This window comes from Paraburkholderia sp. A1RI-2L, assembly GCF_048957375.1.
Lineage (GTDB): Bacteria > Pseudomonadota > Gammaproteobacteria > Burkholderiales > Burkholderiaceae > Paraburkholderia.
The window spans coordinates 46,903-64,797 of sequence record NZ_JARBTA010000008.1; the positions used below are offsets into that span (position 1 = coordinate 46,903).

Below are 17,895 nucleotides of genomic sequence, written 5' to 3' on the forward strand. Positions count from 1 at the left end.
GGCGCTACGCGCTCAAGCCCTTGAGGTGGCTCCCCTCCGAGCCGTTAAGCAAATCTTAAGGATCCCGAGCTTGTTTCGTCGGCTGCGGACGAACTCGCTCGTTCGCGCCTGGGGGGCTGGCATGCGCTACGTCAGTTCAACTGTTCATGTACCTGATGTGAGGGCCGTGCCCCGGCACATCGCCATCATCATGGATGGAAACGGGCGGTGGGCGACGCAACGCAAACTGCCTCGGATGGCGGGCCACACGAAAGGTGTCGACGCGGTACGCACGACTGTCGAAAGCTGCTCAAACCGTGGCATTGGCTACCTGACGCTGTTCGCATCCAGCTCGGAGAACTGGCGTCGCCGCCGCGCAGAAGTATCGTTTCTGATGCGCCTCTTCGCCTCGGTGCTCATACGTGAGACGGCGCGGCTCGACGAGTACGGCATCCGGCTGCGAATCGTGGGTGATCTGTCGATGTTTGGCGCGGGCCTCCGGGCCCTCATTCAGCGCGCTGAAGCGAAAACCGCCCACAACTCCCATATGACGCTGACGATTGCGGCGAACTCGGGGGGCGCGGGGACATCCTCCGGGCCATCCGGCGGCTTCTAGAGCAGACTGCGGCCGACGAGCGGTCAGCTCTGATCGACGAGGCCAGCTTTGCGCAACATCTCGCACTGGCTTACGCGCCGGAACCCGATCTCTTCATCCGTACCGGCCGCGAGCGGCGCATCAGCAACTTTCTGCTGTGGCAACTGGCCTACACCGAACTGTACTTCACCGATACCTTCTGGCCGGACTTTGATGATGCGACGCTCGAGGCCGCTCTGGCATCCTATCGGACGCGGGAGCGTCGCTTTGGCCGCGCGAATGCGTGACACAGGTGCGAAGCTTGGCGGTCCCGACTGGCGGCGCGAGTTTTTCGACATTTGCCAGATTCTCAATTCTCAGTCCCGGCGAAACGGCGAAGCAAATGTGATTTTAAGTTTCTTTTAACGATATCCGCCTATATTGCAAACGCTGTCATTTTGAGCATGGCGCCTGCCGGCCCTTTTTAGCGGCCCAAAGCGCGCTGCAGCTCCGAGGATCGGAGTGGTGTGATGGAATACGCCCATCCCAGGGGGCTGGCGGCCCTCTTACTGGCGGCGCTTTCTTCAGGCTGCGTGGCACAACCATCGTCAACGCAAGCCTATTTCGGCGCGTCGGGCGGCAACGGCAAACCTGAGTCGCATGGTCATGCACCGGTCATCGTGACGGACTTCTCTACACTCGTTCGCAGGAACGGGCCGGCGGTGGTCAATATCAGCACGACGACCCCGAAACCCACCCCCGAAATGCCTCGCCTCTGGCCCCCTGCGGGCAGCGACCACGATCCGTTCTTTCGCTTCTTTGAACAGTTTTCGTCCGCCTTCCCCAGCATCACGGGAGGCCCTTCGCAGGACCTTGGGTCAGGCTTTATCGTGAATTCCAGCGGCTACGTTCTCACGGCTTCCCAGGTCATCACCGGCGCGACGAAGATCAAGGTCACCCTCGCAGATGGACGTGAATTCAAAGCCACGGTCCTCGGGAATGATCCTGCAAGTGGCATCGCGCTGCTGAAGATTCCGGCAACGAAGCTGCCCACACTCAGGATTGGAACGGTGGCCGAAGAAAAGGCCGGCAACTGGATTGCATCGATCGGCAATCCATATGGTTTGAGCAACACCGTAACCGCTGGCATCATCAGCAACATGGCGAGGGAACTGCCCCGCAGTTCATATATCCCCCTGATTCAAACCGATATGACGGAGAGCGCGGGCGACGCCGGCAGCCCTGTCCTCGATCCTGGCGGTGACGTTATCGGGATTGAGACGCCGGTCATCAGCACCCTTGGCGGCGTAGACGGGCTGGCATTTGCGATTCCGATTCACGAGGCCATGAAGATTGAACAGCAGTTGCAGCGACATCATGAGGTCCAGCACGGACGGCTTGGCATCACTGTCCAGGACGTGAGTGGGCCGCTCGCACAGGCGTTCGGCCTGACCAAGGCACAAGGCGCGCTTGTCAGCTTCGTCAACCCGGGCGGCCCGACGGCAAAGGCGGGTCTACGCTCGGGTGACGTCATCCTTCAGATCGACGGTGCCGCTACTGATTCCGCGCGATTGCCCGTAACCGTGGCGGATCTCAAACCCGGCACGAGCGTCCAGCTCGTGTCCTGGCGCGACAACGCGGCGCACAATGCGTCGATCATACTGGGCAAGCGCGGCAACGGTGCACAGGAATCCACCGCTTCCGCTCATGCCATCGCAACAGATGGACTCACCGTGCGTGGTCTGATGGCCGAAGAGCAACATGACGCAGGAGTCAAAAGCGGCGTCCGCGTCGAGAAGAGCGTCGGTCCCGCCGCATTCGCCGGCATCGAACCCGGTGATATTATCCTGATGGTCAATTACACGCCCATATCAAGCCCAATGCAGTTCCGCGACAAGGTCGAGAGCAGCGGGCATTCGCTTGCGCTACTCGTCGAGCGCAACGGTGAACAGATGTTCGTGACCATCGACGTGGTGTAGCCTAAATGGGTGCGCACGCAGGCCATCGCATGATCAATCAAGGAAACCGAAATGAAACTTGCAGCAACGCCGCGATCGGGCTTCACTGAAGAAAAAGGCCATGATTGTCCAACGCCGCCTGACAAGCGGCACGGATCCCATCGGCGCCTCTGGGTGCTCGTTCTCACGCTTCCCACGCTGATCATTGCGCTGGTCATCGGTCTCGAAATTTTTGGCCTGCTCGTACGATTGTTCAGCGTCTGAAATCAATTGACCTCTCGCGAGAACCAGCCTGCACATCGTGAATCCGATATCGACAGTCGAAGTGCGGAGATTATGATGAAAGCCGTTCTCGATGAACCTGTTGACCCTCAACGTCGCATCTGGCTGATCGCAACCTCGACTGCAGGCGGCATCGCCGGCGTCGCGACGCTCATTCCCTTCATCGACTCCTTTGCGCCGCCCGCGAGCGCCAGGGCCGCCGGCGCACCCGTGCATGCGGACCTCACGAATCTCATGCCCGGCTCGATGATGACCGTCGCGTGGCGCGGCAAGCCGGTCTTCATCGTCAATCGCATGCCGGAAATGCTTGCCGCCGTGGTGAAAGCGAATCCGATGGTTGCCGATCCATACACTGAGCATCCGTTCTCCATGCCGCTGCCAGCCTATTGCCGCAACCAGTACCGCTCGCGCCCGGAACACCGTAATTTTCTCGTGGCGGTCGGCGTGTGCACGCATCTGGGCTGCACGCCAATTCCCCGCTTCCAGGCCGGCGCGCAAGCGAATCTTCCAGATGATTGGCCTGGCGGCTTTCTCTGCCCTTGCCATGGCTCCACGTACGACCTCGCTGTACGCGTCTTCAAGGACAAGCCCGCGCCACAGAATCTCGACGTGCCACGCTTCATGTTCGTCTCACCCACGAACGTTGTCATCGGACGCGACGAGCACGAAGAAAGCTGAGCACATCGAAAAATATCAATGACCAGCGCTCTGTTCGTGCTGAATACCACGGTCTGGACTCGTCCAGACTGCGCGCTTGCCGCGGCGTCTCAAGGCGTCGGACGGCAGCGCGACAACCGTGGTCACCATGTTGATCAACCAGAACGCGATCGGATACGAGACGGTATCGAGCAAACAGAGCAGCAGCTTTTCGTCGTAGCGCTGGTCAATCAGGCAGCCCACGAAGATCTGCAGCACGCAAGTCGCAACCAGCAGCATCCAAGCCTGTTAGTCCGCAAGGTCCAGCAGGTCAAGCTACCGGACGGCGCAACGTCTGAGGGCTGTGCCGTCCGTCTCGAGATTGAACACGTGTCACGTCGACTCCATACTCCGTCTCCGTTCGGTCGGTGAGCCGACCTGTCAATTGCGCAGATCGCAATCCGGCACTTTCCGCGGCAACTGCGCGGAACAAGAACCGCAAGAAAGAGGCGCGCCGACGTCGTCGGCTACGACACGCCGCTCGCTCGTGGACGCCAGGAGCCGGTCGCAGACAACCATCGAAGTGCGCCGGCACCGCGTGCCGGCCGTCTTTCCCGTTCGCGTTGGGGGGCTCGCGTCAGAAACGATGCATCATCGCAACGCGATAGACCATCTGATTGCAGCTTGACGATGGCGCTGCCGAACCGAAGATGTACGCGTTGTCGAAGTCGGTTCCGGTCTTCCCCGTCGCGTGCTGGTACGCTCCCTGGACATAGAGGGACGTCCGCTTGCTCAGGTCGTAGTCGAGCATCAGCGAGACCTGGTGCCAGTTCGGCGATGCACTGCCCGTGGTCGTCGAGATATGCGCGTGCGTGAATGTGTACGCAGCGCCGAGCCAGAAGTTGGGCTGGAAGAAGTACTGGCCGTTGACTTCGAAGTTGTCGAACTTCCAGGAATTCTGGGTTCCCGCTGCCGGCTGATTGACGAAGTAGGCGTTCGACGTCGGGTTGTACACGTCAACGTGCGAGTAAGCAAAGGCGACTGTCGCCTTGTCACCAAACTTGTACGAGACGCCAGCATCAATGTTCTGCTGCGAGCTGCCCGTGAACACGGCTTCGTTGCTCGACATCGCACCGCCAAAGGTCGAGCCGCCGTTGTTCGTCTTCATGTAGGCAACCGCCGCCGCGAGCGGTCCCATCTGGTACTGGACAGCTGCGCTATAGACACGATTCTGCGCAAACCCTCCGGCCTGATTGCTGAAGCCGTAAAGCAGTTCGCCCGTCAGGCCCGCGTAGGTCGGCGTCACGTATTTGACGCTGTTCTGGATCCGGAAGTCGTAATCTGCGTTATCGGTGTCGTACGGGTGGGCGCCAAGATCTCCTTCCCAATTTCCCGCCGCCGTGAATCCGCTCCACATGTCGATCGTGGGGTCATACTGGCGCCCCATCGTCAGTTTGCCGTAGTAATCGGAAGCGAGACCCACATATGCCTGGCGGCCGAACATGCGAGATCCCTGCCCCAGCCTGCCGGTATTCGTGTCGAAACCGTTCTCGAGCTGGAAGATCGCCTTCATCCCGCCGCCGAGATCCTCCGCACCTTTCAAGCCCCAGCGGCTGCCAGCCGTATCGCCGCTCACCATCTGATAGCCCCTGTCGCCCGCCGCATTCGTCGTGAAGTTAAAACCCTCGTCAATCAGGCCATACAGTGTTACGGAACTCTGGGCGTGACTCGTCAACGTGAATCCCATTGCACCCATGGCTGTCATGGCCAGAATCGTCTTTTTCATTGCCGATCTCCTGTTGTTGGAATTCGAAACTTGAATATCTGCTGGTAAAGAGACGACCGGGTGCGGGGCTAGCAAACACACGAGGCAGATCTGCATGAACCTCGAGCCGCACAAGCGGCGCACTCAAGCCGTCCTGAATCAGCTGTACCGCGTTGTGCCGTCCATGCAATTTGTCGTTTTGCAGAACATTTTCTGATCGAGCTCAACGCGAAACTCCGCGCGCGTCGCTACGCGCCAAAAGAAGGGTTGCACATCGCTCGCATCCAGTAATCGGTGGGTAGCACTTCGGCGAACTCAGAGGACGTTTGTGGCATCTGTGCGTTCCCGATTCGGTTCATACGATCCCGGTCCCGAACCGCTGGGCTGCAGCTGTACTGGATACAACATGGAATTCGCACGTTCCGCCTTACTCATTTCCATTTGGAATCCTTACTGCATCAAGTGGTCATCGCTGAGCTCTTTTTGCATTCTATCGCTAACGAAGGACTGAATTTTTATAAGACTGCATCGTACCGTGGCAAAAGCGCGAACAAGGCGACTGTTGCTTTAAGACCAAAGATCTTGACACTCGTCGAGGACCAGGTCACTGGCGACTTTCGAGTCCGGCAGCAACTGGTCCGAAAAGATTCGCGCAAGCGTGTGACCGGCGACACGCAGCAACTCCCGATATGATCGCCAGGTTCTACTGTGTCGCGACTGCTATCGACGACAATCCAGTCATCGACCGGCTGCGAGCATTGCAAACGAACAGCAGGTCACCGCCCATCGCATTCGAGTTACGATCATGCCCAACGGCTAACGCTGTCGCTCAAGTCTGATCTCGCAGGCTGACTCAACAAGTCGCTGGATCGCTGGAACAATTTGACACTGATCAGCGAAGATGAGCGGCATGACCTGTCAACACGAAAATGCGATGGTTTCCTATTGCAAGGTAAGCGCAAGCTGGTAACGCAACCGCCATGTTGCCGCCGCGGATGCCATCATTTCGCCGCGTCGACTACCAGCGTGGCTCGCATGGCGTCACGGTAGTGTCCTGGCTCGTTACAGAAGGCAATATAACGACGCGGTTTGAGTACGAGCCGTGCAGTGACCGTCTCACGAGGATTGAGATCCTCGACGCCTTGAAGATCACCCAGGCGCGCTTCCTTTACCTGTTGTGTTTTCTGATCGTAAGGCAGCGCGGTGCTGGCACCGGACCACGGCAAAATCATGAAATCGTGCTTCAGCGCGCGAGACTCATTCGTAATCGTAAACTCGACCGGCCCAGCCCGTATCGTTGACGGCGCGAGAGTCAATGACATCCCCTTAGCTTCCCCCGTCTGACAGATGAACCGCGACGGTGGACGGCTCAGCGGATAGGGCTCCTGTCGAGACCGCGAAGAGGCCTGCTGTCATCGCAGCCTGCAATGCATTCGCCTTCATGACTACCCTCCCGTGCGACAGGAATCATCCACGCCGTCACCCGCTGCTGGGACGCAAACCCCTTCTATGTAAAGGTGCTGCAACCGCCTCGGGGATTCGACGCCCAATGTAATGCCCGTTGCCTTAAGATCAACTTAAGGATTCGCCTGAGATCGCGCAGGCGTTCCTCTGCACACGGGACCAAAGCCCCTATCGTCCAGTTCGTGATCGGGGCACATTTATTGCCAAGCCCGCACGCTTTCGGGTCCAGCCTTCCAATATTCACGAATTCACGACAAGCATCCCGTTAACCGTGTCTTAAGTCTGGCGTTTCAAACTGCAATTGCTGGAACACGAAGGCCAGCATGCCCCGACGGGCTAACCACGGAGGTACTTGTCATGAACACCATCATCAAGGCGCTTGCCCTGTTGCTTGCCGTCGCCACGCCGATCATGGCGTTTGCACAAGACGCAAACGATTCATTGACCCGCGCGCAGGTCGAAGGGCAACTGATCCAGCTCGAGCACGCCGGCTACACGCCGAGCAGAACACAATATCCTGCCGACGTTCAAGCGGCCGAGGCTCGAGTGGCGGCACAATCAGGCACAGGTTACGGTGGCACGGCAACCGGTACCTCGCAGTCCGGTAACACCATCTCGCATCACAGGTGGAATTCGGAATACGGCCACCACTGACGACAAGCCGAACAGAACGACAGCATGCGGATACTTCTGGTAGAAGACGATGAACTGATTGGCAGCGGCTTGCAGCAGGGACTGCAGGGCGAGGGCTTCGCGGTGGATTGGGCCCGGGATGGCAACGAGGCCGCCCTCGCCTTGCGTACGACCTCATACGGGCTCCTGCTACTTGATCTCGGCCTGCCGAAACAGGACGGGCTGACTTTGCTCGCCCGGCTACGGGAGCGGGACGACGACACGTCCGTCATCATCGTGACGGCCCGCGATGCCGTTCCGGATCGTGTGGCAGGACTCGACGGCGGCGCCGACGACTATATCGTCAAGCCCTTTGCACTCGATGAACTGCTCGCGCGAATGCGTGTCGTGCATCGTCGGCAGGCTGGTCGCGCACAGACAACGTTACACGCAGGCCCGCTGCGGCTCGACCCCGCCCAGCGTCGGGTCTGGCTGCACGATGAAGAGATATCACTCACCACGCGCGAGTTCGCGCTGCTTCACGAGTTGATGCACAAACCGGACACGATCGTTTCCCGGGAGCAGCTTGAAGAGCGTCTCTACGGCTGGAATGAAGAAGTCGAGAGCAACACGATCCAGGTGCATATCCACAACTTGCGCCGCAAGCTGGGCACAAAGGCGATTCGCAATGTTCGGGGTGTGGGTTACCAGATCGGAGAGATTGTTTGAGATCCCTGCGCCGGCGTTTGCTGATCTGGTTGCTGCCTGCCGCGTTGCTCACCGGGTTGCTGGCGAGCGCGGCGACCTACCGGGGGGCGCTATCTGAACTGAACGAGGTACTCAACGACCAGCTCAAGGGCATCGCACAGCACGTCGTGGTCGAACCCGACGGTCACCTCGCACTGCGGGACATGCAGGGCGCAAACGAGGACCGCCTCTCGGGCGAGCAATCGCACACCGTGCTGCTTCAGGTCTGGCGGGGCTCAACGCGCGTGTTCAGCACCGACCGTGACTCGTCCTTGCCGCCGCCACAGAACGCGGGGTTTTCGGACATCGAAGTCAACGGGCAGCTCTGGCATACGTATGTCGAGCGCAACGGCGACCTGCTCGTCCGTATTGCCCAGGCGCGCCGCGCGCGCTGGGAAGCGGTGGCGGAGATCGCCACGGCCCTGCTCTGGCCTGTGCTATCGCTGGTACCGGTGCTCGCCCTCTTTGTCTGGTTTGGTATCGGCTACGGTTTGAGGCCGCTGCGCCAGATCGCGGCCAACCTGAAACGGCGCGACATGGACAACATGCAGGCAATCGACACGACGGCCATGCCGGCGGAAGTCAAACCGCTGGTCGATGCCATCAACGATCTCTTGTCGCGACTCGATCACGCGTTCACCGCCCAGCGTCAGTTCATCGCCGACGCCGCGCACGAGCTGCGCACGCCGATCATGGGGCTCGGACTTCAGGCTGATCTGCTGCAAAAGGCGTCAGGCCCACGTGAACGCGAAGCGGTCACGGCGCAGATTCGCACCGGCACCGCACGCCTCGCTCATCTCGCTGAGCAGTTGCTGACACTCGCGAGACTGGGGCCCGAGTCGCCGGCCCCGGTCTTTAGCGAGGTAGACCTGAGCGCGCTCGCACGGGCCGTAGTCGGCGACAGGGTACGCCACGCAGAAGCCAGTGAAATCGACCTGGGCCTGATTGCTACGGGCGTTGTCGCCACGATGGGCAATGCCGATGGCCTTCGCATCCTGCTCAACAACCTCGTCGACAATGCCATCCGCTACGCAGGAGCCGAGGCACGCGTTGATGTCATCGTGCGCCGCGAGGACGGCTGCGCCGTGCTTGAGGTCCGCGACACCGGCCCCGGTATTCCGGAGGAAGACCGCACGCGGGTATGGGAGCGTTTTTACCGCGGCGAGGGGCACAGTGCGTCGGGCAGCGGGCTGGGGCTGTCGATTGTCAGGCGCATCGCCGAACAGCATCACGCGCCCATTTCGCTTGGCAGCGGTGAAGGTAATTGCGGTTTGGCGGTAACTTTGCGCTTTCCGCGTGGCGAACCCCATCTTGTTGGCGTGGAAAAGGAAGAAACCAGCCGTACGGCAACCGTCTAGACCCACAGGCAGCGGCCAGCTGTTCACGCGGGAAGCGACGCATTACCAGCTCATCACAAGGCACGACCACGGACACCATGTCATCCAGACGCATCGAAATTCCGTATAACGCCCGGGCTCCCGCCTTACTTAATCCTTTTCATGAGCGCGACTTCATCCTCGTGCTGCTGGCTACAGGACCACTATCACCCGGCACCTCCAGACGACATCTTCTACCGATGCCGGGTTCACGCCCCGGGGACGCTTCTCGCGCGCTCAAACGCGCGGCAACCAGTGCCTCCGGTGTTCTTGCTGAGAAACGTCACCAACCCGAGCGCATGAATGCAGGGATGAATTAAGGCTAACTTAAGTATTGTCACCCTACAGTTAGCGCGAAGTTGATGACGAACGTCATCTTGACGCCGATCCTGCCCGCTTCACGCAGGTGATTGATAGGCCAATATGCAGCGGAATCCGGTGCTGCGGCTGACATCACCTTTCAGGAGCCCCGGCCAGCAGGCCGGGGCCGCTTTTTCAGGGACGGGTGAATCCCCCGCTTGATACACCATCTTCAGTCATTAGCATTCCCCATCAAACTGAGCAGGCAAACCATACGAACGGCGCCGCCACCGGCGAAAGCGCGCACGGCATGCACACCGTCTGTTTGACCAACCAACCCCACTGTCTCGACATTGAACAAAAGTCACTTCGGTTCCAACGTCCATCTCTGCCCCGTCAGTGAGCCGATGTTGGCAATTGCGCGAATCGTAATTCGATGTTGGAATGCATGATAGAAAGATGTAAGGGAAACGGGATTCATGCTAATCCTTACGCAATCCTTAAGCCTACGGAATATAACGAAAAAATAATATCCAAGGATCGCAACGCCGATGCCGTCAGGCTATATGCCGTGTTTCGGCAAACTTTTTCGGGAATTTTTTCATGGCAATTCAAGCGGTTTCCGCGCAGCCCACTAGTCTAGCAGCCACGACACATGCACGTGGCCAATCCCAGAAGGCAACCGAAGCGGGCAGCGCAAGCAACGCATCCCAATCCCAGAATGGTACGGTGACACAGCAATCGGCATCTTCAGCTTCATACACTGTCAAGATCTCGCCCGGCTGGATGGACGACAGGGACTGTCCTGCGCGCCCACTGCTCAAGCGTTCAGAGCCCACATTCGCGCAACAATCCGGCGGGGGCGACCCGCATGGAGAGCTGCGCGGCATGACCGCGACGAATCTCCTGGCGGATACGCTCAATGGATCTGAAAGGCATGTATTTCCCGCGTGCCCAACGGCTCCCAATTGCCGACTCTTCCAGAACGGCGTCGCGCCGCAAATTCGTAACGTACTTCCTACCGGAAGTCGAGCAATGTCCCAGCCTGACGGAAACACGTCATCGAGCACCCATGCAATCGTTCACCATCCTGGCCACCACAGAATCCTGTGCGCACAGAATCCATCATGACGCACATTCCCTTCTGCTGAAAGGATTGAATGCTTTAGGGTTGAAATGCATACAAGTAGAAGACCGGCACAATCGGTGCCGTCACGGTGAGCGACGCGGGTATCGGCTGAAGACGGACGAATGGAATCGATCCGCATCCAGGTTCCAGGCCGGCACGTTTGCAGGATCGCGCCGGATCTGCGGCGGCTGGCTTCTGCACCATTGACCTGGCGCTTAACGAAGCTGGCAAGGTGTTCGACTGTGGCCGGCGCGCCGCCGTGCTGTCGCTGCAGCCGAACCTGGCGCACCCTCGCAAAACGCGGGTACCGAAATACGCAAGGCTTCGCTGACGGTTATTTCCTCGTCGGGATTGGAGACACCAACGGTGCACCGATTCATTGTTCGTCGCACAACGCGCCTTCACCGCGCGACCCCGCAGACTTCAGTACGATAGAGCATGCAGGATCGCACTGGCGTGCCGACGGCCTGCGGCCGGCCAACCATTGCGTGCGGGTCGCACGGCCCACCTCCGCGCTTGAAGAATTGATGCTGCGGCTCGTGGTGCGAGCCTCGTGCCTGCTCATCTTGTTCTTAACGACAGCCATCGCTTCCGTGATTATTGTTTTGCGTGCGAGGGCGCGCGACCTCGCGTCTGGCGGCACCCTAAAGTGGACCCCGAGTTTGAGACGGTAGTTTAAGCTGTCGTCCGCGAAAGGATGGCAGAGAATGAGCGAAGGAAAAAAACGCAGGGTGCACACGCCGGAATTCAAGGCGAAGGTCGGCTTGGAGGCGGTACGCGGGGTGAAGACGGTCAGCGAAATTGCGCAGACATATGGAGTGCATCCGGTACTGGTCGGGCAGTGGAAGAAGGAGATTCTGGAGAAGGCAGGCGCCCTGTTCGAGGTCAAGCGCGGCCCCAAGCCGGTGGACGAGAACAGCAGCGAGGACCGGTTATACGGCGAGATCGGGCGACTGAAGATGGAAGTGGACTGGCTTAAAAAAAAGTTGGGGGAGTAAGCAAGGAGAAGCGCCTGGCCTGGATCGAGCACGGTGATGTCCGGCTGCCGCTGACGCGCCAGTGTGAACTGGCGGCCGTGCCACGCGCCACGGTGTACCGACGACTGGACGCGGCATTGCGGCAGGCCCGTAAGGACGAGGAAGACCTGAAGCTGCGCGCGCTGATCGACGAGGAATACACGCATCGCCCGTTCTACGGCTCCCGGCGCATGGTGGTGTTTTTGCGTGGTCGCGGCTGGCGCGTTAATCGCAAGCGTGTGCAACGGCTGATGCGCGAGATGAGCCTGGCGGGCATGGCCCCGGGGCCGGCGACGAGTCAGCCCCACCCGCAGCACAAGGTTTATCCCTACCTGCTGCGCGGGGTGGCGGTAACGCGGCCCAATCAGGTGTGGTCCACGGACCTCACGTATATCCGGCTGGCACGCGGCTTCGCCTACCTGGTCGCGGTCATCGACTGGTACTCGCGGCGGGTGCTGTCCTGGCGCGTGAGCAACAGCATGGACGCCTCATTTTGTGTGGACTGCCTGGAAGATGCGCTGCGCGAGCATGGCAAGCCCGATGTGTTCAACAGCGATCAAGGCGCCCAGTTCACCAGCGATGCCTTCACGGCCGTGCTCAAACGCGAGGGCGTGGCGATCAGCATGGACGGACGCGGGCGGGCGTTGGACAACATCTTCGTGGAGCGACTGTGGCGCAACGTGAAGTATGAAGATGTGTATCTGAAGGGCTACGCCAACATGGGCGAGCTGATGGTGGGATTGGCACAATATTTTGCATTCTACAACGCCGAACGCCCGCACCAGTCGCTGGGATACGCAACTCCGGATCAGGTCTATCGCCTGGGTGTCGGTGGCGGCGCCCTGATCGTCGATAAATATGGCCACACGGATGAAGGGCCGGGAAAGGAATGCAGGACGGGGCAGCGCCGGGCAGCTGTGCAGTTGGACGCGATTACAGCTTAAATCAAGCAGAAAAGTGTCTTGACTGACGGGTCCACTTTACCCTTCCTCCGCGGTTGGGCACCCGCACGCACAACGCGCTCGCGCCGACCAACCCTGATAGTTCGATGACCACCAAGTTGAGAACACCATCCGGGCGGCTCGCCCCCCTCTACCAGCGTCCAGGCGCGCCTTCGCACGCACGTCGCCCCCTCCCTGACGAGTTCGCGCCCCAACTGCGGATGACGCTCACTGAGCTCGCATTACCCCTGCAGGGCACGTGCACAACGACATGCTGAGCGCCGGTTCGCCGACTATTGGACGCGGAAAGACGCGGCCGAAGCGACTCCTCCACCTCGCGCAGGAGTTGCTCCGACTCGTCTGCGAAGACGCCTACGCGCCGCGGCCGGGAACTACTGTGAGCCTGCGGCGCCTGAGTGAGCAAGTCATCAGCGACTTCTTGCCGCTGGCCGAGGAGAGGGACATAGACCTGGGGCTCACAGTGCGCCCGCGCGTAACTGAGGACGACAGCTGCGAGCTGGCAGCCGATCCACGGGGACTCGTCATGCTCATGAACGACCTGCTGGGCAAGGCGATCCGCTTTACGCCGCGCGGCGGCACGATCGTTCTTGTCCTCGCGCGCGTGGGTGGTCGTCCGGGTATCGAGGTGATTGAAAACGGCCCTGCCGTTGCCGAATAGCAGGCACGCGACTATTCCACCAGATTCGTCGCGCGACTCACGTACAAGGAATGAGCAATCGGAGCAAAACAGCTGCTGCCGCACCCGAACCGATGCCGTCCGCTTCAGCGAACCGCAATAAGCTGTACAGGCGTTCCGATCGTGGCCTGCATCTGCTTGCCTTAACATTTCATCGCTATGGTGGCCATGTTGACGATCACTGTGGAAATGCCAGATGACGAAGTGGCCGAACATGATCGCGCTGGCAGTCAGCCCACTTGCAACGAGCGTTACTGTGCATGCAATGTCCGTCGACGGATGTGTGAAGGAAGCACAAGTAAGCCTTGCGAGGACACGCGCGGTAGTCCTGAACGCTCAGCCTGGAAAGATCACGGCTGAGAAACTTGAAAAGGAGCCGGGCGGCAGTGGCTTGCGCTATTCGTTTGACATCTCAACGCAGAAGGGAACCCAGGAGGTTGGCGTGGATGCATGTACATGCGCGGTGCTTGAACACAAGGTGGAACGAACATTTGAGGACTGGGAAAAGATCTGAAAATGGGCGTTAACCTGCCCTTAAGTTCAAGGGGAGAAACTGCACTTGCTGGCACACATGAGGCCAGCGCACTGCAAGCAGGCACAACCACGGAGGTACTGCTCATGAACGCCACCACAAGGACGCTCGCGATATTACTCGCAATCGCTACTCCAGCGATATCGTTCGCGCAGCCGACGGGCGGTCCGGTTACCCGGGCGCAGGTCCGGGCAGAACTTGTCCAGTTCGAGCATGCCGGTTACAAGCCGGGCAAGGTCCATTATCCAGCGGATGTGCAAGCCGCCGAGGCCCGCGTGAGCGCCAGGGACGCCCACGGAGGTAGCGCAAATTCAGGTTATGGCGGAATGGCTGTCGGGGTGTCACAGTCCGGTCAGCGCGTTTCGACGGACAACTGGCGTGCGATGTATGGCTATCCTGGAAAGTAACCAAAGCGACATCACCGGGTAGAGGCGCCGCTTGTGGAAAGCACTGTACTGCCCGTCAGCATCGGAGCAGCGAAGCATTTGCAGTAACCTCGGCCTGAAACGGCGACGCGGCTTTCCTCGCGTTGTGCACGAAATCAGGGCGGTTCGCTCCGCTCGTTCGTGGCCTTCCGGCACACGGCCGGCCGAAGTTGCTCGCCGGGCTCTCATGTTTGCCTTCCCACGGGGACACGCCACTATCCGGAGCGTCCCGAATGAAATTTGACTGCCGCGCGACATGCGGCTCCGTCGCTTGCGAACCGCATCCGCGCACGTGCCACCAGGGCATTCGCAATTTCCAGAGGTATCTGCGGACAGCGCCACGCCCCGATCGACCGCAGTACCGATGAACGCGCGCAGCGCGTCCAGTATTTTCCTCCCTACTCCCCTACCGTGGAAGGCAACATTCTCCTTCAATCGCCACCGCCTTCTCTTGCCTCCTCCCTACGCCGCATACACCGACGATAACTCGTGGCGCCAGCCTACTGGGCGAAATGATCTGGGCGCGACGCTGGGCGCATCCGGTAACCGACGCCCCGGACCGTCACGATCTTCTCCCCACCAAGCTTGTGCCGCAAACGGTGTATCAGAACGTCGGCCGCATTGGCCGCGACGCCCCTGGGACGCCCATAGATTTGCGTCGCCAGTTCAGCACGCGTAAATACGCGCGTGGGCTCATTCATGAGCGCAGCCAGCAGCCGGTATTCGCTGGACCTTAATGCTACGGGTAGTCCGTCGAGCAATACCGAACAATCGAGCGGGTTTAAAACCAGATTGCCGATCGTGACCGGCTCCTTATCGTGGGGCGATCGGCGAAGCAACAGGCGAACCCTCGCGCTAAGATCCTCCGACTCAAACGGCTTCATAAGATAGTCGTCGGCGCCGGCGTCGAGCGCTACTGCCGGGCTATCAAAAAGACGGTGGGGAAGCATGGCGATGACGGCTGCACGGCCCCCGATTCTTCGGTAGCCTCGCAGAAGGCGGATCGGATCCAGCCCCGGGCTCCCAAAATCGAGAAGTACGAGTTCGTGGGATCGATACTCGTAGTCCGCAATAAAAGTGACACCTTTGCGACGATAAATGTGTCACAACGAGGCAGGCGGGCCCCAGCCCGGAGCCGAAAGATTGGCGCCGAGGCGACACAACAAGCACGTCGCCGCTCTCTGCGAACTTCCGGCATCGCCCCCAAAGGGGCAGTGGCACTTCTTTCATGCGCCATTCGCAGCGAAGCGAGACACGTAATCAGTATCGAGTCGGAAATTCCGTCAGCGTCTATGGCGCTATCGGATTCAGAAAGCGTACGATGCGACGCTATCTATAGCCAAGCTTTTCAACCACGATCGAGTCGTTTGACCGCTTCCTGGATGACGCAACGCAACCACACTAACCCCGGGTCTTGCGTACGATATTTATGCCATTGGATCGCTTCTTCCATTGGCGGAATCGCAAATGGAACGTCTCGCACCTCTAGCGGCCAGACCCGGCGCATTGCTCGAGCAAGCCGTTCATGCACGGTCGCTATGTATTCAGTCCCCACAACCAATGCTGGCATTACGGAGAAGCTGTAAGTAGTCACGGCGATGCTGCGAGAATAGTCGAGTCGCTTGACGGAGCCGGCTTCATATGAGGTATCGCGTTCCGGACCAGGAGGCTGCATTACCACGTGTTCCGCGTTGAGGTAACGCTCAATCGTCAACTCGCTTTGGGCGAGTGGGCTATTGCTCCACATTACGGCGACGAACCGCTCTTCATAGAGAACTTCGACGGGGTGCTCCGCCGACACAAGTCCCCGAGGAATGATCAGTAGGTCCGCCTCGCCGCGCTCTAGCGCCCTCTGAGGATTCGACACATGGGGAAGCAACTCAAACCGGGCTCTGGACCGCATCTCGGCGGCAACGGATAGCATCAAAGGCACAAGCACAGTTTGCGAATAGTCAGACGCGAAAATTCGAAAAGTTCGATTGGTTTCGCTTGCAACAAAGTCCGGTTGCGTCGCGATCGTGCTGTCCACTCGCAACAGTACGTCACGTACTGCATCGTGCAACCCCTCGGCACGCGGAGTGGGCTCCATCTTTCGGCCGACTTGCACCAGAAGTTCATCATCGAAGTAATCGCGAAGGCGGCCCAGTGCACTGCTCATCGCGGATGGGCTCATATTCAGCCGTTCGGCAGCACGAGAAATACTTCGCTCGACAAGTAGAACATCAAGCGCTACCAGCAAATTCAAGTCAAGCCCATTAAATCGCATAAGGGTATTCCCTCAATTGCTCCACGAAATCGAATCGTATCGTCTATCGAAACGATTTTTCATGCTGCTGGCGCAAGTATAAGCTTCGATCACGTTCAAAACAAATATCAGGAGACGATATGTTCCTGTTCCCGCGCCGAACCTCCGGGGGAATTGTGAAACGGAGCCGTATTTATGGTTTGCCGTTTCGAAGCGGATGGTCTGACCGGCTTCTTAAGTCTATAGGACTACTTACCGCTGTATGGTGCGTGGCCGCTGCCGCCCAAAATTCCCCGTCGCTGGAACAATCGACAGGCACTCGATTTGTCACACTTGGTACACAGGGAGGCCCCCTACCGGCTGGCCACCGGGCTCAACCTGCAAATGCTCTGGTCGTCCGAGGTCGTGTGTACCTTATCGATGCCGGTAACGGTGTCGTACAACAACTGCGTCTAGCGGGTATCGACTACCGGCGAATCAACCAAATCTTCATCAGCCATAACCACGACGATCACAACGCCGATTGGGGAACGTTGATGGGCCTTCAGTGGAGCACCGGACGTCGTAAAGAGGTGAACGTCTATGGTCCGGTCGGAACTGAATCCATGCTTCAAGGCTATCTCAGGTACTTTGAGCCAAACGCTCGAATTCGTGAGTCCGACGCCAAGATCGCGGAGACCCCGGAATCTCTTTTCCGAGCTCACGATATCGGCTCACCGGGCATCGTCTATCAAGACGACCTTGTAAAAGTGACGGCGATCGAGAACTGCCACTTCCACTTCGAGCACGGCACACCCGCAGACGTTGCGCAGGATAAGTCCTGGGCGTTTCGCTTTGAGACTGCAGATCGGGTGGTTGTCTACAGCGGCGATACGGGCAAGTGCGCAGACATGGTCAATTTCGCCAGGGATGCAGATGTCTTGGTGCATGAGGTAATCAGCCTGCCGCTCATTGAAGACAGCCTGAAAAAATTCATGGCCTCCCAGCCCGGAAAATCGCCAGCCGGTCTGCTCCAGGGACTAATGCGGCATATGGCCGAGGATCATACAGATCCCGAGGACATCGGCCGACTTGCTCAGGCGGCGAATGTGAAGGAAGTGGTGCTAACACATGTTGTGCCCGGCCGTGATACGGATCCGGATTCTGCATACACAGACGGCGTGTCGAAGTTTTACAAGGGCCCGGTGACTCTGGCCCGCGATCTGATGGAGTTTTAA

The 17,895-nt window shown here is 59.2% G+C and carries 15 protein-coding genes and 2 pseudogenes; 12 read left to right on the plus strand and 5 right to left on the minus strand.

The annotated features are described in order from the left end of the window. The first annotated feature begins 121 nt into the window (after positions 1 to 121). The 4 genes and pseudogenes from uppS to petA all read left to right on the plus strand — a co-directional run bounded on the left by uppS (position 122) and on the right by petA (position 3,471). A pseudogene (uppS, locus tag PWP93_RS36985) lies at positions 122 to 861 on the plus strand (polyprenyl diphosphate synthase). A 222-nt stretch (positions 862 to 1,083) separates the two neighbouring features. After that, positions 1,084 to 2,532: a trypsin-like peptidase domain-containing protein gene (locus tag PWP93_RS36990; protein ID WP_421029048.1), complete on the plus strand. Its 1,449-nt coding sequence runs from the start codon at positions 1,084 to 1,086 to the stop codon at positions 2,530 to 2,532. 51 nt (positions 2,533 to 2,583) lie between these two features. After that, positions 2,584 to 2,775: a hypothetical protein gene (locus PWP93_RS36995; RefSeq protein WP_421029047.1), complete on the plus strand. Its 192-nt coding sequence runs from the start codon at positions 2,584 to 2,586 to the stop codon at positions 2,773 to 2,775. A gap of 75 nt (positions 2,776 to 2,850) precedes the next feature. Further along, positions 2,851 to 3,471: a ubiquinol-cytochrome c reductase iron-sulfur subunit gene (gene petA, locus PWP93_RS37000; RefSeq protein ID WP_421029046.1), complete on the plus strand. Its 621-nt coding sequence runs from the start codon at positions 2,851 to 2,853 to the stop codon at positions 3,469 to 3,471. A gap of 15 nt (positions 3,472 to 3,486) precedes the next feature. Here petA and PWP93_RS37005 read toward each other — a convergent pair. The 3 genes and pseudogenes from PWP93_RS37005 to PWP93_RS37015 all read right to left on the minus strand — a co-directional run. Next, positions 3,487 to 3,729, minus strand: a pseudogene (locus PWP93_RS37005) (poly-beta-1,6 N-acetyl-D-glucosamine synthase); the annotation flags it as partial. 337 nt (positions 3,730 to 4,066) lie between these two features. Then, positions 4,067 to 5,215, minus strand: a complete 1,149-nt coding sequence (locus PWP93_RS37010; protein ID WP_421029045.1) for a porin — start codon at positions 5,213 to 5,215, stop codon at positions 4,067 to 4,069. Between the two features lie 980 nt (positions 5,216 to 6,195). After that, entirely contained in the window at positions 6,196 to 6,516 is a 321-nt protein-coding gene (locus tag PWP93_RS37015) for a hypothetical protein (protein ID WP_421029044.1), read from the minus strand. A 499-nt stretch (positions 6,517 to 7,015) separates the two neighbouring features. Between PWP93_RS37015 and PWP93_RS37020 the strand changes: the two genes are divergently transcribed. The 7 genes from PWP93_RS37020 (at position 7,016) to PWP93_RS37050 (ending at position 14,415) form a co-directional block, all read left to right on the plus strand. After that, a complete protein-coding gene (locus PWP93_RS37020; protein ID WP_421029043.1) occupies positions 7,016 to 7,312 on the plus strand; it encodes a DUF4148 domain-containing protein in 297 nt (98 codons plus the stop codon). A 24-nt stretch (positions 7,313 to 7,336) separates the two neighbouring features. After that, positions 7,337 to 7,999, plus strand: coding sequence for a response regulator (locus PWP93_RS37025; protein WP_421029042.1), 663 nt, complete (start codon positions 7,337 to 7,339; stop codon positions 7,997 to 7,999). Continuing rightward, entirely contained in the window at positions 7,996 to 9,375 is a 1,380-nt protein-coding gene (locus PWP93_RS37030; RefSeq protein WP_421029041.1) for an ATP-binding protein, read from the plus strand. Before PWP93_RS37025 ends, PWP93_RS37030 begins: the two co-directional genes overlap by 4 nt. A 2,154-nt stretch (positions 9,376 to 11,529) precedes the next feature. Next, a protein-coding gene (locus tag PWP93_RS37035) for an IS3 family transposase (RefSeq protein WP_421024845.1) occupies positions 11,530 to 12,782 on the plus strand; the annotation gives its coding sequence in 2 pieces (ribosomal slippage) (positions 11,530 to 11,815 and positions 11,815 to 12,782; 1,254 coding nt in all). Positions 12,783 to 13,038: 256 nt separating this feature from the next. Then, on the plus strand, positions 13,039 to 13,458 hold the full coding sequence (locus PWP93_RS37040) for a sensor histidine kinase (protein ID WP_421029040.1): 420 nt from the start codon (positions 13,039 to 13,041) through the stop codon (positions 13,456 to 13,458). A gap of 214 nt (positions 13,459 to 13,672) precedes the next feature. After that, complete coding sequence (locus tag PWP93_RS37045; protein WP_421029039.1) at positions 13,673 to 13,990, plus strand: PepSY domain-containing protein; 318 nt, start codon at positions 13,673 to 13,675, stop codon at positions 13,988 to 13,990. A gap of 104 nt (positions 13,991 to 14,094) precedes the next feature. Beyond that, positions 14,095 to 14,415: a DUF4148 domain-containing protein gene (locus PWP93_RS37050; RefSeq protein WP_421029038.1), complete on the plus strand. Its 321-nt coding sequence runs from the start codon at positions 14,095 to 14,097 to the stop codon at positions 14,413 to 14,415. A gap of 518 nt (positions 14,416 to 14,933) precedes the next feature. Here PWP93_RS37050 and PWP93_RS37055 read toward each other — a convergent pair. Beyond that, positions 14,934 to 15,383, minus strand: coding sequence for a response regulator transcription factor (locus PWP93_RS37055; protein WP_421029037.1), 450 nt, complete (start codon positions 15,381 to 15,383; stop codon positions 14,934 to 14,936). Positions 15,384 to 15,781: 398 nt separating this feature from the next. After that, on the minus strand, positions 15,782 to 16,678 hold the full coding sequence (locus tag PWP93_RS37060) for a LysR family transcriptional regulator (RefSeq protein ID WP_421029036.1): 897 nt from the start codon (positions 16,676 to 16,678) through the stop codon (positions 15,782 to 15,784). Positions 16,679 to 16,947: 269 nt separating this feature from the next. Between PWP93_RS37060 and PWP93_RS37065 the strand changes: the two genes are divergently transcribed. Next, on the plus strand, positions 16,948 to 17,895 hold the full coding sequence (locus PWP93_RS37065; protein WP_421042800.1) for an MBL fold metallo-hydrolase: 948 nt from the start codon (positions 16,948 to 16,950) through the stop codon (positions 17,893 to 17,895).

What these genes read in the sequence shown, in the direction of transcription:
- PWP93_RS37015 (WP_421029044.1), bottom strand. Translation starts at nt 6,516, where the DNA reads ATGTCATTGACTCTCGCGCCGTCAACGATACGGGCTGGGCCGGTCGAG.
- PWP93_RS37045 (WP_421029039.1), top strand. Translation starts at nt 13,673, where the DNA reads ATGACGAAGTGGCCGAACATGATCGCGCTGGCAGTCAGCCCACTTGCA.
- PWP93_RS37010 (WP_421029045.1), bottom strand. Translation starts at nt 5,215, where the DNA reads ATGAAAAAGACGATTCTGGCCATGACAGCCATGGGTGCAATGGGATTC.
- PWP93_RS37025 (WP_421029042.1), top strand. Translation starts at nt 7,337, where the DNA reads ATGCGGATACTTCTGGTAGAAGACGATGAACTGATTGGCAGCGGCTTG.
- PWP93_RS37055 (WP_421029037.1), bottom strand. Translation starts at nt 15,383, where the DNA reads ATGCTTCCCCACCGTCTTTTTGATAGCCCGGCAGTAGCGCTCGACGCC.
- petA (WP_421029046.1), top strand. Translation starts at nt 2,851, where the DNA reads ATGAAAGCCGTTCTCGATGAACCTGTTGACCCTCAACGTCGCATCTGG.
- PWP93_RS36990 (WP_421029048.1), top strand. Translation starts at nt 1,084, where the DNA reads ATGGAATACGCCCATCCCAGGGGGCTGGCGGCCCTCTTACTGGCGGCG.
- PWP93_RS37020 (WP_421029043.1), top strand. Translation starts at nt 7,016, where the DNA reads ATGAACACCATCATCAAGGCGCTTGCCCTGTTGCTTGCCGTCGCCACG.
- PWP93_RS36995 (WP_421029047.1), top strand. Translation starts at nt 2,584, where the DNA reads ATGAAACTTGCAGCAACGCCGCGATCGGGCTTCACTGAAGAAAAAGGC.
- PWP93_RS37050 (WP_421029038.1), top strand. Translation starts at nt 14,095, where the DNA reads ATGAACGCCACCACAAGGACGCTCGCGATATTACTCGCAATCGCTACT.